Origin of the sequence: Agromyces sp. H17E-10 (assembly GCF_022919715.1) — a bacterium.
Classification (GTDB): domain Bacteria; phylum Actinomycetota; class Actinomycetes; order Actinomycetales; family Microbacteriaceae; genus Agromyces.
On sequence record NZ_CP095042.1, the window covers coordinates 1,196,943 to 1,213,537 of the forward strand.

The following is a 16,595-nucleotide window of genomic DNA, read 5'->3' on the forward strand; positions in this document are numbered from 1 at the left end:
GCCGCTCGTGCCGCTCATGCCGCCACCTCCACCCAGTCGTGTCGTTCGGCCGAGGCGAGCACGGCCTCGGTGACCCGGGCGGCGCGCAGTCCGTCGGCGAAGGTCGGCAGGCCCTCGGGCCGCGCGCCGTCGATCGCGGCGTACGCGTCGGCGACGAAGGCGTTGAACGCGTCCTGGTAGCCCATGGGGTGCCCGGCGGGCACGAGCGAGAGCCTCGCCGCGTCGGCCGCGAGGCGGGCCGGGTCGCGCTCGACGATGCTCGAGGCCTCGGTGCGGCCGATCCAGAGCGTGTCGGGGCGCTCCTGTTCGAACCGCACGCTCGCGTCGGTGCCGGCGAGCTCGATCGAGAGCGCGTTCTTGCGGCCGGGTGCGACCTGCGACACGAGCAGGGTGCCGAGCGCACCCGAGGAGAGCTCGACGACGAGCGCGACGAGGTCTTCGGTCTCGATCGCCGCGTGGTCGGCGCGCTCGGCGTAGACCGTGCGCGTCGAGGCCGCGAGCCGCACGATGCGCTCGCCCGCGACGAACTCGACGAGGTCGACGAGGTGCGAGCCGATGTCGGCGAATGCACGCGACGGACCGCCGAGCGCCGTGTCGACGCGCCAGTCGTCGTCGCGCGGTGTGGCGAGCCAGTCCTGCAGGTAGGCGCCGTGCACGCTGAGCAGGCGGCCGGTCTCCCCCGCGGCGACCCGGGCGCGGGCCTCGCGGGCCATCGGGTGGAAGCGGTAGACGAACGGCACCGCCGCGACGAGTCCGCGCTCGGCGGCGAGGTCGGCGAGCGCCTCGGCATCCGCCGTCGTCGTCGCGAGGGGCTTCTCGCAGATCACGTGCTTGCCCGCCTCGAGCGCTGCCCGCGCGAACGCGGCGTGCGTCGTGTTCGGCGTGCAGATGTGCACGACCTCGATGTCGGGATCGGCGAGCAGGGCTTCGAAGGAGTCGTAACCGGCACCGAGGCCGAGTCGTTCGGCGGCCGCTGCGGCGCGCGAGGGCGACGACGAGGCGGCGCCGACGAGGTCGGCTCGGGCGGCGCGAGCGGCACGCGAGTGCACAGCGGCCATGAAGCCGCCACCGACGAAGCCGGCACGTCGAGTGCGGGCCGGGGCGATGACGTCCGTTGTCATGCGGACATCGTGACACACGTTCGACAACTTTTGCTAGTCCTTCGTCAAAAGTTGTTCGTTCAGAATCAGGTAGCGGATCGGTGTTGCGACGAAGACCGTGTGCTTTACTCGGTTGCATGGTGGACATCAGTCGGGGATCCGCGCTCGGAGCGTCGGGCGCGAGCGAGCTGTTCCAGCTGCTGCGCGACGGCGCCCCGCGCACGCGCGCCTCGCTCGCGCAGTCGACGGGCCTGGCCCGGTCGACGATCGCGGCACGGGTCGACGAGCTCATGCGGCTCGGCCTCGTCACGCCCGTCGCCGACGCCGCCTCCACGGGCGGTCGGCCGCCGTCGCAGTTCGCACTCAATCCCTCGGCCCGCATCGTGCTCGCCGCCGACCTCGGCGCCTCGCATGCCTCGCTCGCGGTCACCGACCTCGCGGGAACCGTGCTCGTCGAGCACTCCGAACGCAAGGACATCGCCCAGGGCCCTGAGGCGGTGCTCGGCTGGATGGTCGAGCAGGGCCTCGAGCTCATCGAGGGCCTCGGCCGCGACCGCCGCGACCTCGTCGCGATCGGCATCGGCGTGCCGGGCCCCGTCGAGCACTCGACCGGCCGCCCCGTGAACCCGCCGATCATGCCCGGCTGGGACCGGTTCGACGTGCCGGGCTGGGTGCAGCAGCACCTCGAGGTGCCCGTGCTCGTCGACAACGACGTCAACATCATGGCGCTCGGCGAGCGCGCCCTCGCGTGGCCGCAGGTCGAGCACCTCATGTTCGTGAAGGTCGCGACGGGCATCGGCTCGGGCATCATCTCGGGCGGGCTGCTGCAGCGCGGCGCCCAGGGCATCGCGGGCGACATCGGCCACGTGCGGGTCGCCCGCGGCAGCGACGTTCCCTGCCACTGCGGCAACCGGGGATGCCTCGAGGCCCTCGCCTCGGGCCCGGCGATCGCCCGCGCCCTGCGCGACGAGGGCATCGACGCGGCGTCGGGCGGCGATGTCGTCGAACTCGTCAAGCGCGGCGACATCGACGCGATCCAGGCGGTGCGCCAGGCCGGCCGCGACATCGGCGAGGTGCTGACCGCGTGCGTGAGCCTCGTGAACCCGTCGGTCATCGCGATCGGCGGTTCGATGGCCCGTGCGGGCGAGCACCTCATCGCGGGCGTGCGCGAGGTCGTCTACACGCGGTCGATGCCGCTCGCGACCGAGCACCTCTCGATCGTGCAGTCGGCGGCCGCCGAGAACGCCGCCGTGCTCGGCGCGAGCATGCTCGCCATCCACCACGTGCTCTCGCCCGAGGGCATCGACGCCCTCGCCGCGCGCTGACGCGACTCGAAGCACGTCGAGCTTCGCGCCCGACCGGGACGCCGGCCTGCGTCATCCTGTTCGGGATGCCGCAGGCCGGCGTGGCCCGCGTCAGAAGCGCAGGTCGAACAGGTAGTCGTACCCGACCCGGGCGGTCTGCAGCGGCGTGACGTCGGGGGTGTCGTTCTCGACGATGTACTCCTCGACGGCATGGGCGCGGAAGATGCGCGCGAAGTCGATCGTGCCGGTGCCGAGGTCGGCCATGTCGCCGTCGAGGTGGCGGTCCTTGACGTGGAACTGGCGCACGCGCTGCGGCGCCTGGTCGATCACGTCGATGGCGAACTGCTCGGGGTCGCTCGCCCCGTCGCCGCTCTGGATGCCGCCCGTGACGACCCAGTAGAGGTCGGCCTCGAGGTGCACGAGGGCGGGGTCGAGGCGCTCGGTGAGCACCTGCCACGGCGTGAGCCCGCCGCCCAGGTCGGTCGTGAACTCGTGCGCGTGGTTGTGATAGCCGTAGGCGATTCCGTAACCCTTCGCCGCCCGGGCCTCCTCGTTCATCGTGTCGGCCAGCTGCTGCCAGTCGGCGAGCGAGTTCGAGGCGAAGTAGGGCACGTTGAGGTATCGCTGACCGAGCGTCGCCGCATTCTCGAGCTTCAGCTCGAGCGCCGACGCGTCGGCCGACGGGCCGTCGTGCGACGACGTCGCCTGGATGCCGATCTCGTCGTAGAACGCGCGCAGCTCCGCGGCGGTGCGGCCGAAGTAGCCGAGCGCCTGCTCGACGCGCGGGTAGCCCGCGTCGGCGATCGCGCGCAGCGTGGTGTCGTAGTCGCCCGGACCCCAGGGGGCGCCGAGCGCTTCGCGCACGGTCCACAGCTGGATGCTGATCTTGCCGGGCGGCACGCGCTTCCACGGTTTCTTCCCGGCCTCGGCCATCGCGGGTGCGGCTCCCGCGCCGAGCGTCGCGGCGGCGGCCGTTGCGCCCAGCGCGCCGAGCAGCAGGCCGCGCCGGGTCACCCCGCGCCGGGCGAGTGATTCGCGCAGCGCGCCTTCTCCGTCATGTCCGTAGCACATGCTCATTCCTTCCATCTCGTCGTCGAGTGTCCGTGCCGAACACTGTCGCCTACTTTTGACGGTTCGTCAATCAAAAGTCGTCGGCGGGTCCCCCAGAAGTCGCTGGCGCGTCATCTGAACCACTCGGTCGCTCACGGGACGGTCGTGCGCAGCCCGTGAGCGGCCAGCTCACGCGAGCGCGAGCGTCGCGCACAGCAGCAGGATCGCCAGCCCCAGCAGCACTGAGCGCAGCACGATGATCGATTCCCAGCGCGCCTGCAGCGAGCGGGCGTCGGCGGGCACCTCGCCGGCGAGCGCCGCGGCGGTGAGCACCTTGTTGATGGGCGCCGAGATGCGAGCGAACATCGCGAGCCAGACGAGCAGCAGCACGAGCGCGATCGCCGCAGCGGTTGCGGCGAGCGGCGTGCCCCAGAGCGCGGCGAGCACGACGGACGCCGCGGTCAGCACCGTGCCGAGGATGCCGACGACGGGCAGGCGCCGGTCGCCGTAGTAGTGGCCGCGGCCGACGACCTGCACCATGCTGCGGTCGTCGAGCTCGGCGTAGACGGGGCGCAGCACCACGGCCGCGACCACGTCGGTGCCGAAGATGACGGCGAGGTTCAGTACTGCGATGACCGCGGCTACGGCGATGACGATCGACATGCTCGAGCTCCTTCAGAAAGTGTTAGCAGTGCTAACTGTTATCGCCGCTAACATAGCCGCATGGCACGCACCCCGCAAGAGGCCGAGCGATTCCGCGAGCGCGAGCGACTCATCCTCGACACCACCCGGCGGATCGCCGAGGACGAGGGCTGGGCAGCCGTCACCGTGCGCCGGCTCGCCGACGAGATCGGGTACAGCCAGCCGATCCTCTACCGCCACTTCCCCGGCGGGCGCGACGAGATCGTCGAGCGCCTCGTGGTCGCCGGCTACACCGAGCTCGCGACCCGCATGGCCGCGCCCGGCGACGACCTGCACCACCTCATCACGGGGTATCTCGACTTCGCCCGATCGAATCCCGCCCTCTACGAGGCGATGGCCTCCGCGCGCACGAGCTTCGCCTTCGCCTCGAGCGAGACGCCCGAGGCACTCGTGTCGGGCTTCGCGATCATCGAACGAGCCGCCGGTGGTCGCGACGCGCGCGAGCGGACCGTGCGGGCCGAGCTGCTCTGGAGCCTCCTGCACGGGGTGAGCGGGCTCTCGGCGGGCGGGCGGCTCGACGACGCGCTCGGCGCCGACCGCGAACGGCTGATCGCAACCCTGTTCGCGACGCCGGCGACCGGCTGACGCCTACCGCGCGAGCCAGACGACGAGGGCGACCACGACGAGCACGTTCACGACCACGCCGGCCCAGAACACGCGGCGGAAGCTGCGCTTGCGTGTCTTGTGCCGGAACCACTGCTGCGCGACGAGCGCGCCGGGCCAGCCCCCGATGACGTCGACGAGATGCAGCGTGCGCTCGGGTACCCGCTGTCGATCCCGGCCGGCGGCGAGCTTGTCGAACCCGTAGGCCGCGAACGCGACGAGCGAGCACGCGCCGTACCACGCGGCGATCCACCACGGGACGACCGCGGTGACGACGCCGACGGCGACCACCACGGCGAACGCGGCCAGGACGATCCAGCTGAGCGCCGCCGGCAGCGGGCGCGAGAGATCGCGGGAGGCGCCGGCCTGTCGAGGGGATGCCGCGGGGCGGGCGTTCCGCCCGGGGGCCGAGGTGTCACGGGGCATTCGTCGATCGTACGGGCACGACGGTTTCGGAGGCGCTTCTCCGCTTCACCGGCGACCGCACGCCGCACCGCATCCGACGGTGGCGGCGAGTACGCTCGGAACGTGCCAGAACCGTTCGCCCTCTTCGACCTCGAGGGCGACACGTGGGCTCCCCCGCCCGACCCTCGGCCGAGGCATCCGCACGAGACCCGCGTCGTCGCCGACTCGAGTGACCGAGTCGCCTGGCTGCGCGCCCGGTCGCAGGGCATCACGGCGACCGATGCGGCGAAGCTCGCGACCCGCGAGTCGGTGCGCACGGCCGCCCACGAGAAGCTGCACGGCTCGCGGCACAGCTTCGGCGGCAGCCGGTACACCGACCACGGCCGGGCCCGCGAGCCCGTCATCGCCGAGTGGGCGAAGCGCACGCACGGGCTCGAGGGGTCGACGCTGCTCTTCCACGCCGAGACCGAGCGGCGCCACCTCGCGACGCCCGACGGGCTGCGGGTCGCCCCGAACGGCGCGCTCGAGCTGTGCGAGATCAAGACGACGTCGAAGCCCTGGCGCGGCATCCCGCGCGGCTATCTCAGGCAGGTGTGGTGGCAGCAGTACGTGCTCGGCGCCGAGCGCACCCTCGTCGTGTGGGAGGAGCACGCCGACTTCGTGCCCGTCGCCGACGAGCCGAAGTGCCGGTGGGTCGACCGCGACGACGACCAGATCGCGATCCTCGTGGGGCTCGCGAACGAGCTGCTCACGGCGATCCGGCCCGATCCGCGGGTCGCCGATCCGCGCGCGTACTACCGGCCGGGCGCCCTCGCGTGACGACGCTCCTGCTGCACGGCCTCGGTGCCGACCGCCGGCAGCCGCTCGAGCTGTTCGCCCCCGCGGTGCGCGCCGTCGCCGGCGACGACGAGCTCGTCATCGCACCCGACGTCCGCGCCCACGGCGGCTACCTCACGGTCGGCGAGCCCGCCGACTTCGCAATCGACCGGCTCGCGGCCGAGGTCGCCGAGACGACGCGCGCCCAGGTGCTGGAGGCCACGGGGCGCGAGCCGGGCGACGGCGAGCCGCTCACGGTGATCGGGCTCTCGATGGGCGCCGCGATCGCGCTTCGGCTGCTGATCGGCGAGCTCCTGCCGATCGATCGCGCCGTGTTCGTGCGGCCGTCGTTCGACGATCGCGCACTGCCCGGCAACCTGCGCCCGTTCCCCGTGATCGGGCAACTGCTCCTCGACGCCGGGCCGGCCGGTGCGCAGGAGTTCCGCGAACGAGAGGTGTACCAGCGCATCGCCGACGAGTCGCCCGCGGCGGCGAAGGGGCTGCTCTCGCAGTTCACCTCGCCCGATGCCGCGCGTCGTGCGATGCGACTCGTCGAGATCCCCCGCAACCGCGCGTTCGTGCATGACGGCGAGCTCGCGGAGGTGTCGGCACGCGGCGTCCGTACGCTCGTCGTCGCGGCGCCGCGCGACCCCGTGCATCCCGTGCCGGTCGGCGAGCGCTGGGCCGGTGCGCTCGGCGCTCCGCTCGCGATGCTCACCGAGCGCGACGCGGGGCCTGCGCGGCAGAACGCGGTGCTCGCCGAGCACCTCGCGAACTGGCTCGAGCGGGTGCGGCGGGCCTGACCGAGGGCGTCAGCGCGAGAGCGCTTCGGCTGCCGATCCGAGGGCGGATGCCTCGTCGGCGCGCCGCCCGTACGGCCAGGCCGTGCGGCTGACCGCGATGACGCCGGCGCCGACGAGCAGGATGAAGGCGGCGATCGCGACGATGTAGACGAGCACCCCGTCGTAGCCCACGCCCGGCTTCACCTCGGGGTTCAGGAACGGGTACGGGTACCAGCCGACGATCGCCCCGCGCAGCATCGTGTACGCCGCCCAGACGAGCGGGAAGACCGCCACCGTCCACAGCCGTCGCCACGGCACCGGGCGCCGTCCGGGCGCGAGCACCCAGTCGACGAGCAGGTAGAGCGGCGCCCACAGGTGCAGGATCTCGTTGGACCACGGCAGCGTCGTCGCCTGGTCGAGCGAGATGTCGCGCAGCAGCGTGTTGTAGACCACGAGCGTCGTCGTCATGTAGGCGGTCGCGCACGCGCGCATGACCGTGAAGCCCGCCGAGTCGCGCTCGCGCGTGAAGGACGACCACGCGGCGACGAGCAGCACCACCGCGGCGAGGCAGTTCGAGAGGATCGTGAAGAAGCTGAAGAAGTTGACGACGAACGCGGCGGGGTCGGGCACCATGCCGAGGCTCTTCGCGAACTGGCCCACGACCGCCGCGACGATCGCGGCCGCGGCGACGATTCGCAGCACACCGAAGAACCGACGCATTGCGCACCTCCCACCGGGGCCGCCCGAGCGGCACGAGACGACGCCGTTCGTCGCGGCGCTGATCGCAGCCTAGCGATCGCGGCAAGATGGATGCGGGAGGACGACGCATGACGCACACGACGCAGGCACGACCGACAGACGGGCCCACGATGCACGCCCTGGTGATCGACCGCACGGGCGGCCCCGACGAGTTGCATCTCGCGGAGGTGCCGCGGCCCCTTCGGGTGAGCGACGAGGTGCTCGTCAGGGTCGTCGCCGCGAGCGTCAACCCGATCGATGTGAAGACCCGCGCAGGCCGCGGCACGTCGGCGGCGATCACGGGCTTCCCCGCGATCCTCGGCCACGACTTCGCCGGGGTCGTCGAGCAGGCGCCCTACGCGGCGCATCCGCTGCAGCCGGGCGACCGCGTCTACGGCATGGGCCGCGTGCCACGCACGAGCGGCAGCTTCGCCGAGTTCGTCAGCGTGAGCTCGATGAGCGTCGCCCCGATGCCGGCATCGCTCGACTTCGCGCAGGCCGCGGCCGTGCCGCTCGCCGCGCTCACGGCGTGGGGCGCCGTCGTCGACACGGCACGCGTGCACGACGGGCAGCGGGTGCTCGTGCACGCCGGGGCGGGCGGCGTCGGCCATTTCGCCGTGCAGTTCGCAGCGTACTTCGGGGCGGCCGTGACGACGACCGCCTCGGCGCGCAACGCGGACTTCCTGCGCGAGCTCGGCGCCCATCGCGTCGTCGACTACACGACCGAGCGCTTCGAGGAGATCGCCCGCGACCAGGACGTCGTCATCGACCTGATCGGCAACGTGAGGGATGCCACGGGCACCCGTTCCCTCGACGCGCTGCGCCGCGGCGGGCTCGTCGTCAACGTGCCGACCGGATCGTGGCCCACGATGCAGGAGGAGGCCTCGGCCCGGGGCATCCGCGCCACCGGCTACTCGGTGTCGCCCGACGCGCGAACCCTCGCGGTGGTCACCCGCCTGATCGACGACGGGTCGATTCGCGTGCACGTCGACCGCGAGCTGCCGCTCGCGGAGGGCGCCGAGGCGAACCGCATCGTCGAGGCCGGCCACGTGCGCGGCAAGGTCGTGCTGCGCGTCGCCCCCGACCCGGCCTGACGCGGGGGGTCGGCATCCGGCCGTCCCGGCGCCGGTCGCGGGCGCCCGGCCTCGCGGACGCCGCTCACCGTCCGGCGGCGAGCAACGCCGCGCCGAGCTCGCTGCGCAGGTACAGCACGCTGTGCCCGTACCGCGTCGACACGACCAGGCCGGCGTCGCGCAGCACGCGCAGATGCTGGTTGACGGCCGACGCGGTGACCCCGAAGCGCACGCCGAGCTCGGTCGACGACGCGGGGTCGCCGAGCGCCGAGAGCAGCCGGGCCCGGGTCTCGCCGAGCACCGCGGCGACGGCCGCGGGGTTCGCGACGCGCTCGGTCTCCCAGAGTGCACCCTGCCCGCGGGCCGGGTACATCAGCATCGGCGGGCCCTCGCCGACGGGGGCCGAGGCGCGCCGGGTGAACATCGTCGGCACGAGGGTGAGGCCCGAACCACCGATCGCCTGGGTGCGCTCGAGGGGATGCCGCAGCCTGACCGCGAGCACGCCGTCGGCGAAGTCGACCGTGCTCGTCAGCCCGCCCAGCATCGCCCCGACCCCGGACTGCGCGATCTGGCGCCCCCGGTAGACGACGTCGGCCTCGAGCACCGCGCGCATCCGCGGCCAGTACGGGGCGAACGCCGTCTCCCACAGTTCGCCGAGCGCGGCGACGATGCGCCGCAGGGCCGCGCGGTGGGAGCCGGCGAACACCGCTGGGATCTCGCCGTGCACCGCCTCGAGGTCGCTGCGGAACACATGGGCCGGCGTCTCGAGCAGCGCCGCGAACTCGTCGTCGAGCCGGGTGAGCGGCGACTCGGGGCGCGGGTTCAGGAAGTCGGGCGTCCACAGTCGATCGTCGATGAGCGCGGACAGCACCGCGTGGTCGAGGCCGGCTCGCGCCGCCTCCGTGCGCGCGACCCAGGGCAGTTGCAGCGGGAATCGCGACGGGTCGCGAATCGCCCGCAGCGACAGCCCGAGCTCCGACAGCGGCGAGATGCCGAACCGCACCGCCGCCACGTCGGTCTCGTTCAGCACGTAGCGCAACATGTAGCTGAACGCTACATCAATTTCTCGGCCCGGGTTGCTCTGGCAGAACGGAGGGGTGAGCCCTACCTCCCCCACCGACACCGACCCCCTCCCCGACACCGGTGCCACCCCCGCGGTCGACCCCGGGGCGCCCTCCCGGTCGACCGCGTCCGGGTCGGTCGGCGCGACCGGCCCGACTCGCCCGACCTGGCGCGCGCGCCTCGCGGCCTCGGTCGCCGACCCGGTGCTGCGCATCCTCGTCGGCGCGACGCTCATCTCGCGCATCGGCCGCGGCATCTTCCTCACCGTCACCGTGCTCTACTTCACGCTCATCGTCGGCCTCACCCCCGGCGAGGTCGCCGTCGTGCTCGCCGCGGCGAGCGCCGCCGGCGTGATCGCCTCGTTCGCGGGCGGATGGCTCGCCGACCGGTTCAGTGCGAAGCGGCTGCTCATCCTGTTCACGTCGATCGAGGGCGTGGCGCTCATCGCCTACGTGTTCGCGGGCGACTTCGTGTCGGCGCTCGTCATCGCCGTCATCTGCGGGCTCTTCGAGCAGGGCGCGAACTCGACCCGGTCGGCCATCATCGCGCGTGCGTTCGAGGGCGAGTCGCGGGTGCACGCCCGCGCGGTGCTTCGCACGGTGACGAACGTCTCGATCGCGGTCGGCTCGGGGCTCGGCGCGCTCGCGCTCGCGCTCGGCACCGCCGAGGCGTACCGAGGCCTCATCATCGGGGCGGGGGCGCTGTACCTGCTCGGCCTCTTCCAGCTCGTGCGGCTGCCCGCGCGGGTCGATGCCCCGGCGCGGCCGGCGGTCGCCGATGTGGTCACCGCGACCGGTTCGGTGGATGCCGCGGCCACCGCCGACGCCATCGCCGAGGAACGCCGCAGCTGGCGTTCACACTCCCCCTGGCGCGACCCCCGTTACCTCGCACTCACGGTGCTCAGCGCGATCTTCGGCATGCAGTTCGGCGTCGGCGAGCTCGGCGTGCCGCTCTGGATCACGCGCGAGACCGCCGCCCCCGAGGTGCTCATCGCGGCGTTGCTCATCCTCAACACGGTGATCGTGGTGGTCTTCCAGGTGCCGATGTCACGCGGCACGCACGATCTGCGGGTCGCCGGGCGGGTGTCGGCGATCGCCGCGTGGTTGATGGCCGGCGCCTGCCTCGTCTACGCGGCTGCCGCGGGGCTGCCGACCGGCTTCGCGATCGCCGTGCTCGTCATCGCCGCGCTCGCGCACGCGTTCGCCGAGGTGCTCTCGCAGGCCGGCGGCTGGGGGCTCAGCTTCGAGCTCGCCGACCCCGTGCGGGCCGGCACCTACCAGGGGGTGTTCGGCATGGGTTACTCGGTCGGCGCGCTCGCGGCGCCGCTCGTGGTCAACGCGACCGCGATCTCGCACGGGGTCTGGGGTTGGGGCGTGCTCGCGGTGATCTTCCTCGTCTCGGGCCTCGGCACGGCTTGGATCGCCCGCCGTGCGGCTCGCGCCGCGCCGTCGCCCGCCTGAGCGATCACGCGAGGGGCTGCGCGAGCACCCAGTCGTTCTCGATGCGACCGCCGACCGTGAAGTGCTTGCGGCCGACCTTCGCGAAGCCCTGCTTCTCGTAGAAGCGGATCGCGCGTGCGTTCTCCTCGTTCACGCCGAGCCAGCACGCCGCTGCACCGCTCGCACGCGCGGCGTCGAGCGTCGCGGCCATGAGCGGCCCCGCGATGCCGCCGCCGTGCTCGTCGGCGCGGGTGTAGAACTTGCTGAGCTCGACCGCGGGCCGTGCGGTGACGGCGGCCGCGGCATCCGCGTCGCCCGGTTCGCCGCCGACGAGCATCGTGTACCCGACGAGGCGGGTGGATGCCTCGGCGCCGCGTTCGGCCACGAGCACGACCCGGTCGGCGTCGGCGAGGTACCCCTCGAAATGCGCGACCGTGAAGTTGCGGGCGACGAAGTCGGCGACCGCCTCGGGCGTCGTGTGCGGCGGGCACGCCAGCGGGAACGTCTCGGCCGCGAGGTCGGCGAGGGCCGAGAGGTCGGCGGGTTCCGCACGGCGGATGAGCAGTTCGGTCACGGCGGTCACGTCGCGATTCTCGCAGAGGCCGGCCGACACGCGCCCGCGTATGACGTGCACGTGCCATGATCAGCGCATGGCCGACCGCAGTTCGTCGCTCCGCGCCCGCTCCGACGACGGGCGTTCGTTCGCGATCCCGGATGCCTCGGGCACCCCGTTCATCGCCGGCACCCTGCTCATCGTGGCGACCGCGGGCGAGCGCCACCTGGGGCTCGTCGAAGACCGCGAGGTCGACGACGACGACGGCCGGGACGCGCTGCACGGGCGGCTGCTCGGTCGCATCGTCGACACGGGCTTCGACCCGCACGGCGGGTGGCCGTTCGCCGATGCGACGGTCGAGCCGGCCGACGCCGAGACGATCGACCTCGTGCACGCGGCGATGGGCGCGACCCTCGAGATCGGCGTCAACCTCAGCCCGCCGATCCGTCCGGCCCGACTGCTCGCGCACCGGTTCAACCGGCACACCTTCTGGGTCGGCCAGAGCGGTTCGGGCAAGACCTACGCGCTCGGCGTCGTGCTCGAGCAGCTCATCGCGCACACCTCGCTGCCCGTCGTCGTGTTCGACCCGAACTCGGACTTCGTGCGGCTCGGCGAGCTGAATCCCGATGCCGACGGACCGACGGCCGACCTGCTGCGGCAGCGCGACATCCGGGTGCTGCGACCGTCGACGCCCGGCAGCGAGCCGCTTCGCGCCCGGTTCCCGAGCCTCAGCCTCGAGGCCAAGGCGGCCGTGCTGCGCCTCGACCCCGTCGCCGACCGCGAGGAGTTCAACGCGATCGTGCACCTGAGCGACACGCTTAGCGCCGACGAGCCCGGTCAGGTGCTGCCGGCGCTGCTCGGCTCGAGCGATCCCGTGCGCCGCGCGCTCGGCCTGCGCATCGAGAACATGGGGCTGCTGAACTGGGAGGTGTGGGCCGGCCACGACCGGGAGGCGACCCTCGTCATCGACGAGCGGGCCGACGCGACCGTGCTCGACCTCGGCGGGTTCTCGACGCCCGACCAGCACCTCGTCGTCGCGCTCTCGGTGCTCGACGACCTCTGGGAGCGACGCGAGGAGCGCCGGCCGACCCTCATCGTCATCGACGAGGCGCACAACCTCTGCTCGCCCGCGCTCAGCTCGCCGCTCGCCGTCGCGGTGCGCGACCGCATCGAGCAGATCGCCGCAGAGGGACGCAAGTACGGACTCTGGCTCCTGCTCTCGACGCAGCGTCCGTCGAAGGTGCACCCCGGCATCGTGTCGCAGTGCGACAACCTCGCACTCATGAAGATGAGCTCCCCCGTCGACCTCGCCGGCCTCGCCGAGTACTTCGGCTACGCCCCTGCGGCGCTCATCGCGCGGTCGCCGTGGTTCCGGCAGGGCGAGGCGCTGTTCGCGGGCGGCTTCGCCCCGGCGCCCATGCTGCTCGCGATGAACCGGCGGCTGACGCCCGAGGGCGGCAGCGACGTGCGGGTGCCGCTGCGCTGACGCGCCCGAGGCGGCACAGCGTCGGTCGAGTGGCGCAGCGTATCGAGACCACCTCGTGGGTGGTCTCGATACGCGCTGCGCGCTACTCGACCGACTGCGCGCCCGTCACAGGAAGCGGGCGTAGGCCCCCAGCGTCAGGAACGTGGGGAACTCGGGCTCGAGCGCGACCGAGCGGAACACCTGGATCGCGTCGTCGAAGCGGTCGCCCTCGAAGCGGGGCAGGCTGCGCACGGCCTCGCCCATCGCACCGACGATGTACGTCTGGTCGATGCGGGTGCCCTCGGCGGTGACCGTGTTGTCGTGCAGCCACTGCCAGATCTGCGAGCGCGAGATCTCGGCGGTCGCGGCATCCTCCATGAGGTTCTCGATCGCCGCGGCACCGGTGCCGCGCAGCCACGACTCGATGTACCGGATCGCGATCTGGATGTTGTCGATCACACCGGCCTCGGTCACGGCGCCGCCCACCGACGGGATGTCGAGGAGCTGGGCCGCGGTGACCTCGACGTCCTCGCGCAGGCGGTCGAGCTGGTTCGGCCGGTCGCCGAGCACCGCGTCGAACTCGGCGCGTGCCGTCGGGATGAGGTCGGGATGCGCGACCCAGGTGCCGTCGAAGCCGTCGCCCGCCTCGCGACGCTTGTCGGCCGAGACCGCGGCGAGCGCGCGCTCGGTCACCTCGGGGTCACGGCGGTTCGGGATGAACGCGCTCATGCCGCCGATGGCATACGCGCCGCGCTGGTGCGCGGTCGACACGAGCAGCTCGGTGTAGGCCCGCATGAACGGCACCGTCATCGTGATCTGCGTGCGGTCGGGGAAGACCCAGCGGCGGCCGCGGCTGCGGAACGTCTTCACGATCGAGAAGATGTAGTCCCAGCGGCCCGCGTTGAGCCCGGCGCAGTGGTCGCGCAGTTCGAAGAGGATCTCCTCCATCTGGAACGCGGCCTGGATCGTCTCGATCAGCACCGTCGCGCGGACGGTGCCCTGCGGGATGCCGACGTAGTCCTGCGCGAAGACGAAGATGTCGTTCCAGAGCTTCGCCTCACGGTGCGACTCGAGCTTCGGCAGGTAGAAGTACGGGCCGCGGCCGAGCTCGATGAGGCGGCGAGCGTTGTGGAAGAAGTACAGCCCGAAGTCGACGAGCGAGCCCGAGGCGTGCATCGCCCGGCCCGAACGGTCGTGGAACTTCAGGTGCTTCTCGGTGAGGTGCCAGCCGCGCGGGCGGAACACGATCGTCGGGGTCTCCGCGATCGGGCGCTCGAGGCGGTACTGCTTGCCCTCGGGGCTCGTGAACTCGAGCCGGCCGCGCAGGGCGTCGAAGAGGCTCAGCTGGCCCTCGACCACGTTCTGCCAGGTGGGGCTCGTGGCGTCCTCCTGGTCGGCGAGCCAGACCTTCGCGTCGCTGTTGAGCGCGTTGATCGCCATCTTGCGGTCGGTGGGGCCGGTGATCTCGACGCGGCGGTCCTCGAGGCCGGGGCCGGCGCCGGCGACACGCCAGCTGCGATCCTCGCGGATGCGCGCGGTCTCGGGCAGGAACTTCGGGTCGCGGCCGTTCGCGGCGTCGACACGGGTCTGCAGACGGGCGGCGAGCAGCTCGTGCCGCGTGTGCGCGAACCGGTCGTGCAGCTCGGCGATGAACTCGAGCGCCTCGGGGGTGAGGATCTCGTCGTATCGCTCGCCGAGCGGGGCCGTGATCTCGATGCGCGGGTCGACGACGGCGAAGCTGCCGGTCGCGGTACGCGGTTCGGTCTCGGTGCGTTCGAGGGTGATGGTGCTCATGGTTTCGTCTCCTTGGATGTTCGCGGGTTGAGGAGGCCCGCCAGGGCCGTCTCGAAACCGAGTCGATCGGTGTCGGGTTTCGAGACGGCGGCGGGCCGCCTTCTCAACCCGCGAATGGCGTCAGTGGTTGAACTGGTCTTCCTCGGTCGATCCGACGAGGGCGAGCGTGGCGCTCTGCGGGTTGAGCGCGGTGGCGATCTGGTCGAAGTAGCCGGTGCCGACCTCGCGCTGGTGGCGCGTGGCGGTGTAGCCGGCGGCCTCCGAGGCGAATTCCGCCTCCTGGAGTTCGACGTAGGCCGACATGTGACGCTCGTTGTAGTCCTTGGCGAGCGTGAACATGCCGTGGTTCAGCGAGTGGAAGCCCGCGAGGGTGATGAACTGGAACGCGTAGCCCATCGACGCGAGTTCGCGCTGGAACTTCGCGATCTGGTCGTCGTCGAGGTGGCGCTTCCAGTTGAACGACGGCGAGCAGTTGTACGAGAGGCGCTTGCCCGGGAACTTCGCGTGCACGGCCTCGGCGAACCGGCGCGCGAGGTCGAGGTCGGGCTCGGCCGACTCGACCCACAGCAGGTCGGCGTACTCGGCGTACGCGAGCCCGCGGGCGATGACGGGCTCGATGCCGTTCTGCACGTTGTAGAAGCCCTCGGCGGTGCGCTCGCCCGTGACGAACGGACGGTCGCGCTCGTCGTGGTCGCTCGTGATGAGGGTCGCCGCGAGAGCGTCGGTGCGGGCGATGATGATCGACGGCACGCCCGCGACGTCGGCCGCGAGTCGGGCGGCGTTGATCGTGCGGATGTGCTGCGAGGTCGGCACGAGCACCTTGCCGCCCATGTGCCCGCACTTCTTCTCGCTGGCGAGCTGGTCCTCCCAGTGCACGCCGGCCGCGCCGGCCTCGATCATCTGGTGCATGAGCTCGTACGCGTTGAGCGGTCCGCCGAAGCCGGCCTCGGCGTCGGCGACGATCGGCGCCATCCAGTCGGTGATCCCGGTGGCCGAGGCATCCGTCTCGATCTGGCCCGCACGCAGCAGGGCGTTGTTGATGCGGCGCACGACCGCGGGCACCGAGTTCGCGGGGTAGAGCGACTGATCGGGGTAGGTCTGGCCCGAGAGGTTCGCGTCGGCGGCGACCTGCCAGCCCGAGAGGTAGATGGCCTTGAGGCCGGCGCGCACCTGCTGCACGGCCTGGTTGCCGGTGAGGGCGCCGAGCGCGGCCGACCACTCGGGGTCCTCCATGCGCTCGAAGGCGTTGCCGGTGTTCTTCTGGATGTTCTCCCAGAGCTTCTCGGCACCGCGCTTCGCGAGCGTGCGCTCCTCGCGGACCGGGCCGCGGAGGGCGATGACGTCCTCGGCGGTGTAGTCGCGGCGGACGCCCTCCCAGCGGGGGTCGGCGTCCCACTCGAGCTGCAGCTCGGCAGCGGTCTGGGTCTGGTCGCCGGGGCGGATCGGGGTGCTCATGGGGTGCTCCTTCGGTGGTGCTGCTGTGCGGTTCCGGATGCCTCGTGGCGAGGTGTCCGCTCGTCTGTGAACCCATGCTGCGCCCGCCGCGAGGGGCCGACCCGACGAATCGGGGGGTGAACTTTCGCCGTTCTTCTGCGGCGCGGAAGAAGCCAGCGCGTGCCGGCGCTCGGGCCGTCCCGATCGCATCGCGCGGCTCGACGTGATACCTTGCAGTTCTAGGTACCTCTCGGTTCTAGGTATCTTGCAGCTCA

Annotated in this window: 16 protein-coding genes; 7 read left to right on the plus strand and 9 right to left on the minus strand. The window is 72.1% G+C overall.

Going from position 1 to position 16,595, the window contains the following annotated elements; all coding sequences use genetic code 11:
* Window positions 1-14: 14 nt before the first annotated feature.
* Window positions 15-1,121: a Gfo/Idh/MocA family protein gene (locus tag MUN74_RS05440; protein ID WP_244855413.1), complete on the minus strand. Its 1,107-nt coding sequence runs from the start codon at window positions 1,119-1,121 to the stop codon at window positions 15-17.
* Window positions 1,122-1,237: 116 nt separating this feature from the next.
* On the opposite strand from MUN74_RS05440, the gene MUN74_RS05445 reads away from it, so the two are divergent.
* Entirely contained in the window at window positions 1,238-2,425 is a 1,188-nt protein-coding gene (locus MUN74_RS05445) for an ROK family transcriptional regulator (protein WP_244855414.1), read from the plus strand.
* A 90-nt stretch (window positions 2,426-2,515) separates the two neighbouring features.
* On the opposite strand, the gene MUN74_RS05450 is transcribed toward MUN74_RS05445, so the two are convergent.
* Entirely contained in the window at window positions 2,516-3,475 is a 960-nt protein-coding gene (locus MUN74_RS05450; RefSeq protein ID WP_244855415.1) for a sugar phosphate isomerase/epimerase family protein, read from the minus strand.
* 168 nt (window positions 3,476-3,643) lie between these two features.
* Window positions 3,644-4,117: a DUF1772 domain-containing protein gene (locus MUN74_RS05455; protein WP_244855416.1), complete on the minus strand. Its 474-nt coding sequence runs from the start codon at window positions 4,115-4,117 to the stop codon at window positions 3,644-3,646.
* A 60-nt stretch (window positions 4,118-4,177) separates the two neighbouring features.
* Between MUN74_RS05455 and MUN74_RS05460 the strand changes: the two genes are divergently transcribed.
* Entirely contained in the window at window positions 4,178-4,741 is a 564-nt protein-coding gene (locus tag MUN74_RS05460) for a TetR/AcrR family transcriptional regulator (protein ID WP_244855417.1), read from the plus strand.
* 3 nt (window positions 4,742-4,744) lie between these two features.
* On the opposite strand, the gene MUN74_RS05465 is transcribed toward MUN74_RS05460, so the two are convergent.
* Complete coding sequence (locus MUN74_RS05465) at window positions 4,745-5,185, minus strand: DUF1294 domain-containing protein (RefSeq protein WP_244855418.1); 441 nt, start codon at window positions 5,183-5,185, stop codon at window positions 4,745-4,747.
* A 102-nt stretch (window positions 5,186-5,287) separates the two neighbouring features.
* Between MUN74_RS05465 and MUN74_RS05470 the strand changes: the two genes are divergently transcribed.
* Together MUN74_RS05470 and MUN74_RS05475 are read left to right on the plus strand one after the other, a co-directional pair.
* Window positions 5,288-5,983: a YqaJ viral recombinase family protein gene (locus MUN74_RS05470; RefSeq protein WP_370647348.1), complete on the plus strand. Its 696-nt coding sequence runs from the start codon at window positions 5,288-5,290 to the stop codon at window positions 5,981-5,983.
* Window positions 5,980-6,783: an alpha/beta fold hydrolase gene (locus MUN74_RS05475; protein WP_244855419.1), complete on the plus strand. Its 804-nt coding sequence runs from the start codon at window positions 5,980-5,982 to the stop codon at window positions 6,781-6,783. Before MUN74_RS05470 ends, MUN74_RS05475 begins: the two co-directional genes overlap by 4 nt.
* 9 nt (window positions 6,784-6,792) lie before the next feature.
* Here MUN74_RS05475 and MUN74_RS05480 read toward each other — a convergent pair whose 3' ends face one another.
* The gene (locus tag MUN74_RS05480; protein WP_244855420.1) at window positions 6,793-7,482 is read right to left on the minus strand and encodes a Pr6Pr family membrane protein; all 690 of its coding nucleotides are present in this window, start codon (window positions 7,480-7,482) and stop codon (window positions 6,793-6,795) included.
* Between the two features lie 149 nt (window positions 7,483-7,631).
* Here MUN74_RS05480 and MUN74_RS05485 point away from each other — a divergent pair, with 149 nt between their 5' ends.
* Complete coding sequence (locus MUN74_RS05485; RefSeq protein WP_244855421.1) at window positions 7,632-8,594, plus strand: NADP-dependent oxidoreductase; 963 nt, start codon at window positions 7,632-7,634, stop codon at window positions 8,592-8,594.
* 64 nt (window positions 8,595-8,658) lie between these two features.
* Here the strand turns inward: MUN74_RS05485 and MUN74_RS05490 are convergent, their stop codons facing one another.
* On the minus strand, window positions 8,659-9,615 hold the full coding sequence (locus tag MUN74_RS05490; protein WP_244855422.1) for an ArsR/SmtB family transcription factor: 957 nt from the start codon (window positions 9,613-9,615) through the stop codon (window positions 8,659-8,661).
* Between the two features lie 55 nt (window positions 9,616-9,670).
* On the opposite strand from MUN74_RS05490, the gene MUN74_RS05495 reads away from it, so the two are divergent.
* Entirely contained in the window at window positions 9,671-11,095 is a 1,425-nt protein-coding gene (locus tag MUN74_RS05495; RefSeq protein ID WP_244855423.1) for an MFS transporter, read from the plus strand.
* 4 nt (window positions 11,096-11,099) lie between these two features.
* Here the strand turns inward: MUN74_RS05495 and MUN74_RS05500 are convergent, their stop codons facing one another.
* Window positions 11,100-11,657 (minus strand): GNAT family N-acetyltransferase, encoded by a 558-nt coding sequence (locus tag MUN74_RS05500; protein WP_244855424.1) that lies wholly within the window; start codon window positions 11,655-11,657, stop codon window positions 11,100-11,102.
* 67 nt (window positions 11,658-11,724) lie between these two features.
* Here MUN74_RS05500 and MUN74_RS05505 point away from each other — a divergent pair, with 67 nt between their 5' ends.
* Complete coding sequence (locus MUN74_RS05505; protein ID WP_244855425.1) at window positions 11,725-13,113, plus strand: ATP-binding protein; 1,389 nt, start codon at window positions 11,725-11,727, stop codon at window positions 13,111-13,113.
* A gap of 105 nt (window positions 13,114-13,218) precedes the next feature.
* Here the strand turns inward: MUN74_RS05505 and aceB are convergent, their stop codons facing one another.
* Window positions 13,219-14,886 carry a malate synthase A gene (aceB, locus tag MUN74_RS05510; protein ID WP_244855426.1) on the minus strand — a complete coding sequence of 556 codons (1,668 nt, stop codon included), beginning with the start codon at window positions 14,884-14,886 and terminating at the stop codon, window positions 13,219-13,221.
* A gap of 120 nt (window positions 14,887-15,006) precedes the next feature.
* The gene (gene aceA, locus MUN74_RS05515) at window positions 15,007-16,341 is read right to left on the minus strand and encodes an isocitrate lyase (RefSeq protein WP_244855427.1); all 1,335 of its coding nucleotides are present in this window, start codon (window positions 16,339-16,341) and stop codon (window positions 15,007-15,009) included.
* Between the last annotated feature and the right edge of the window lie 254 nt (window positions 16,342-16,595).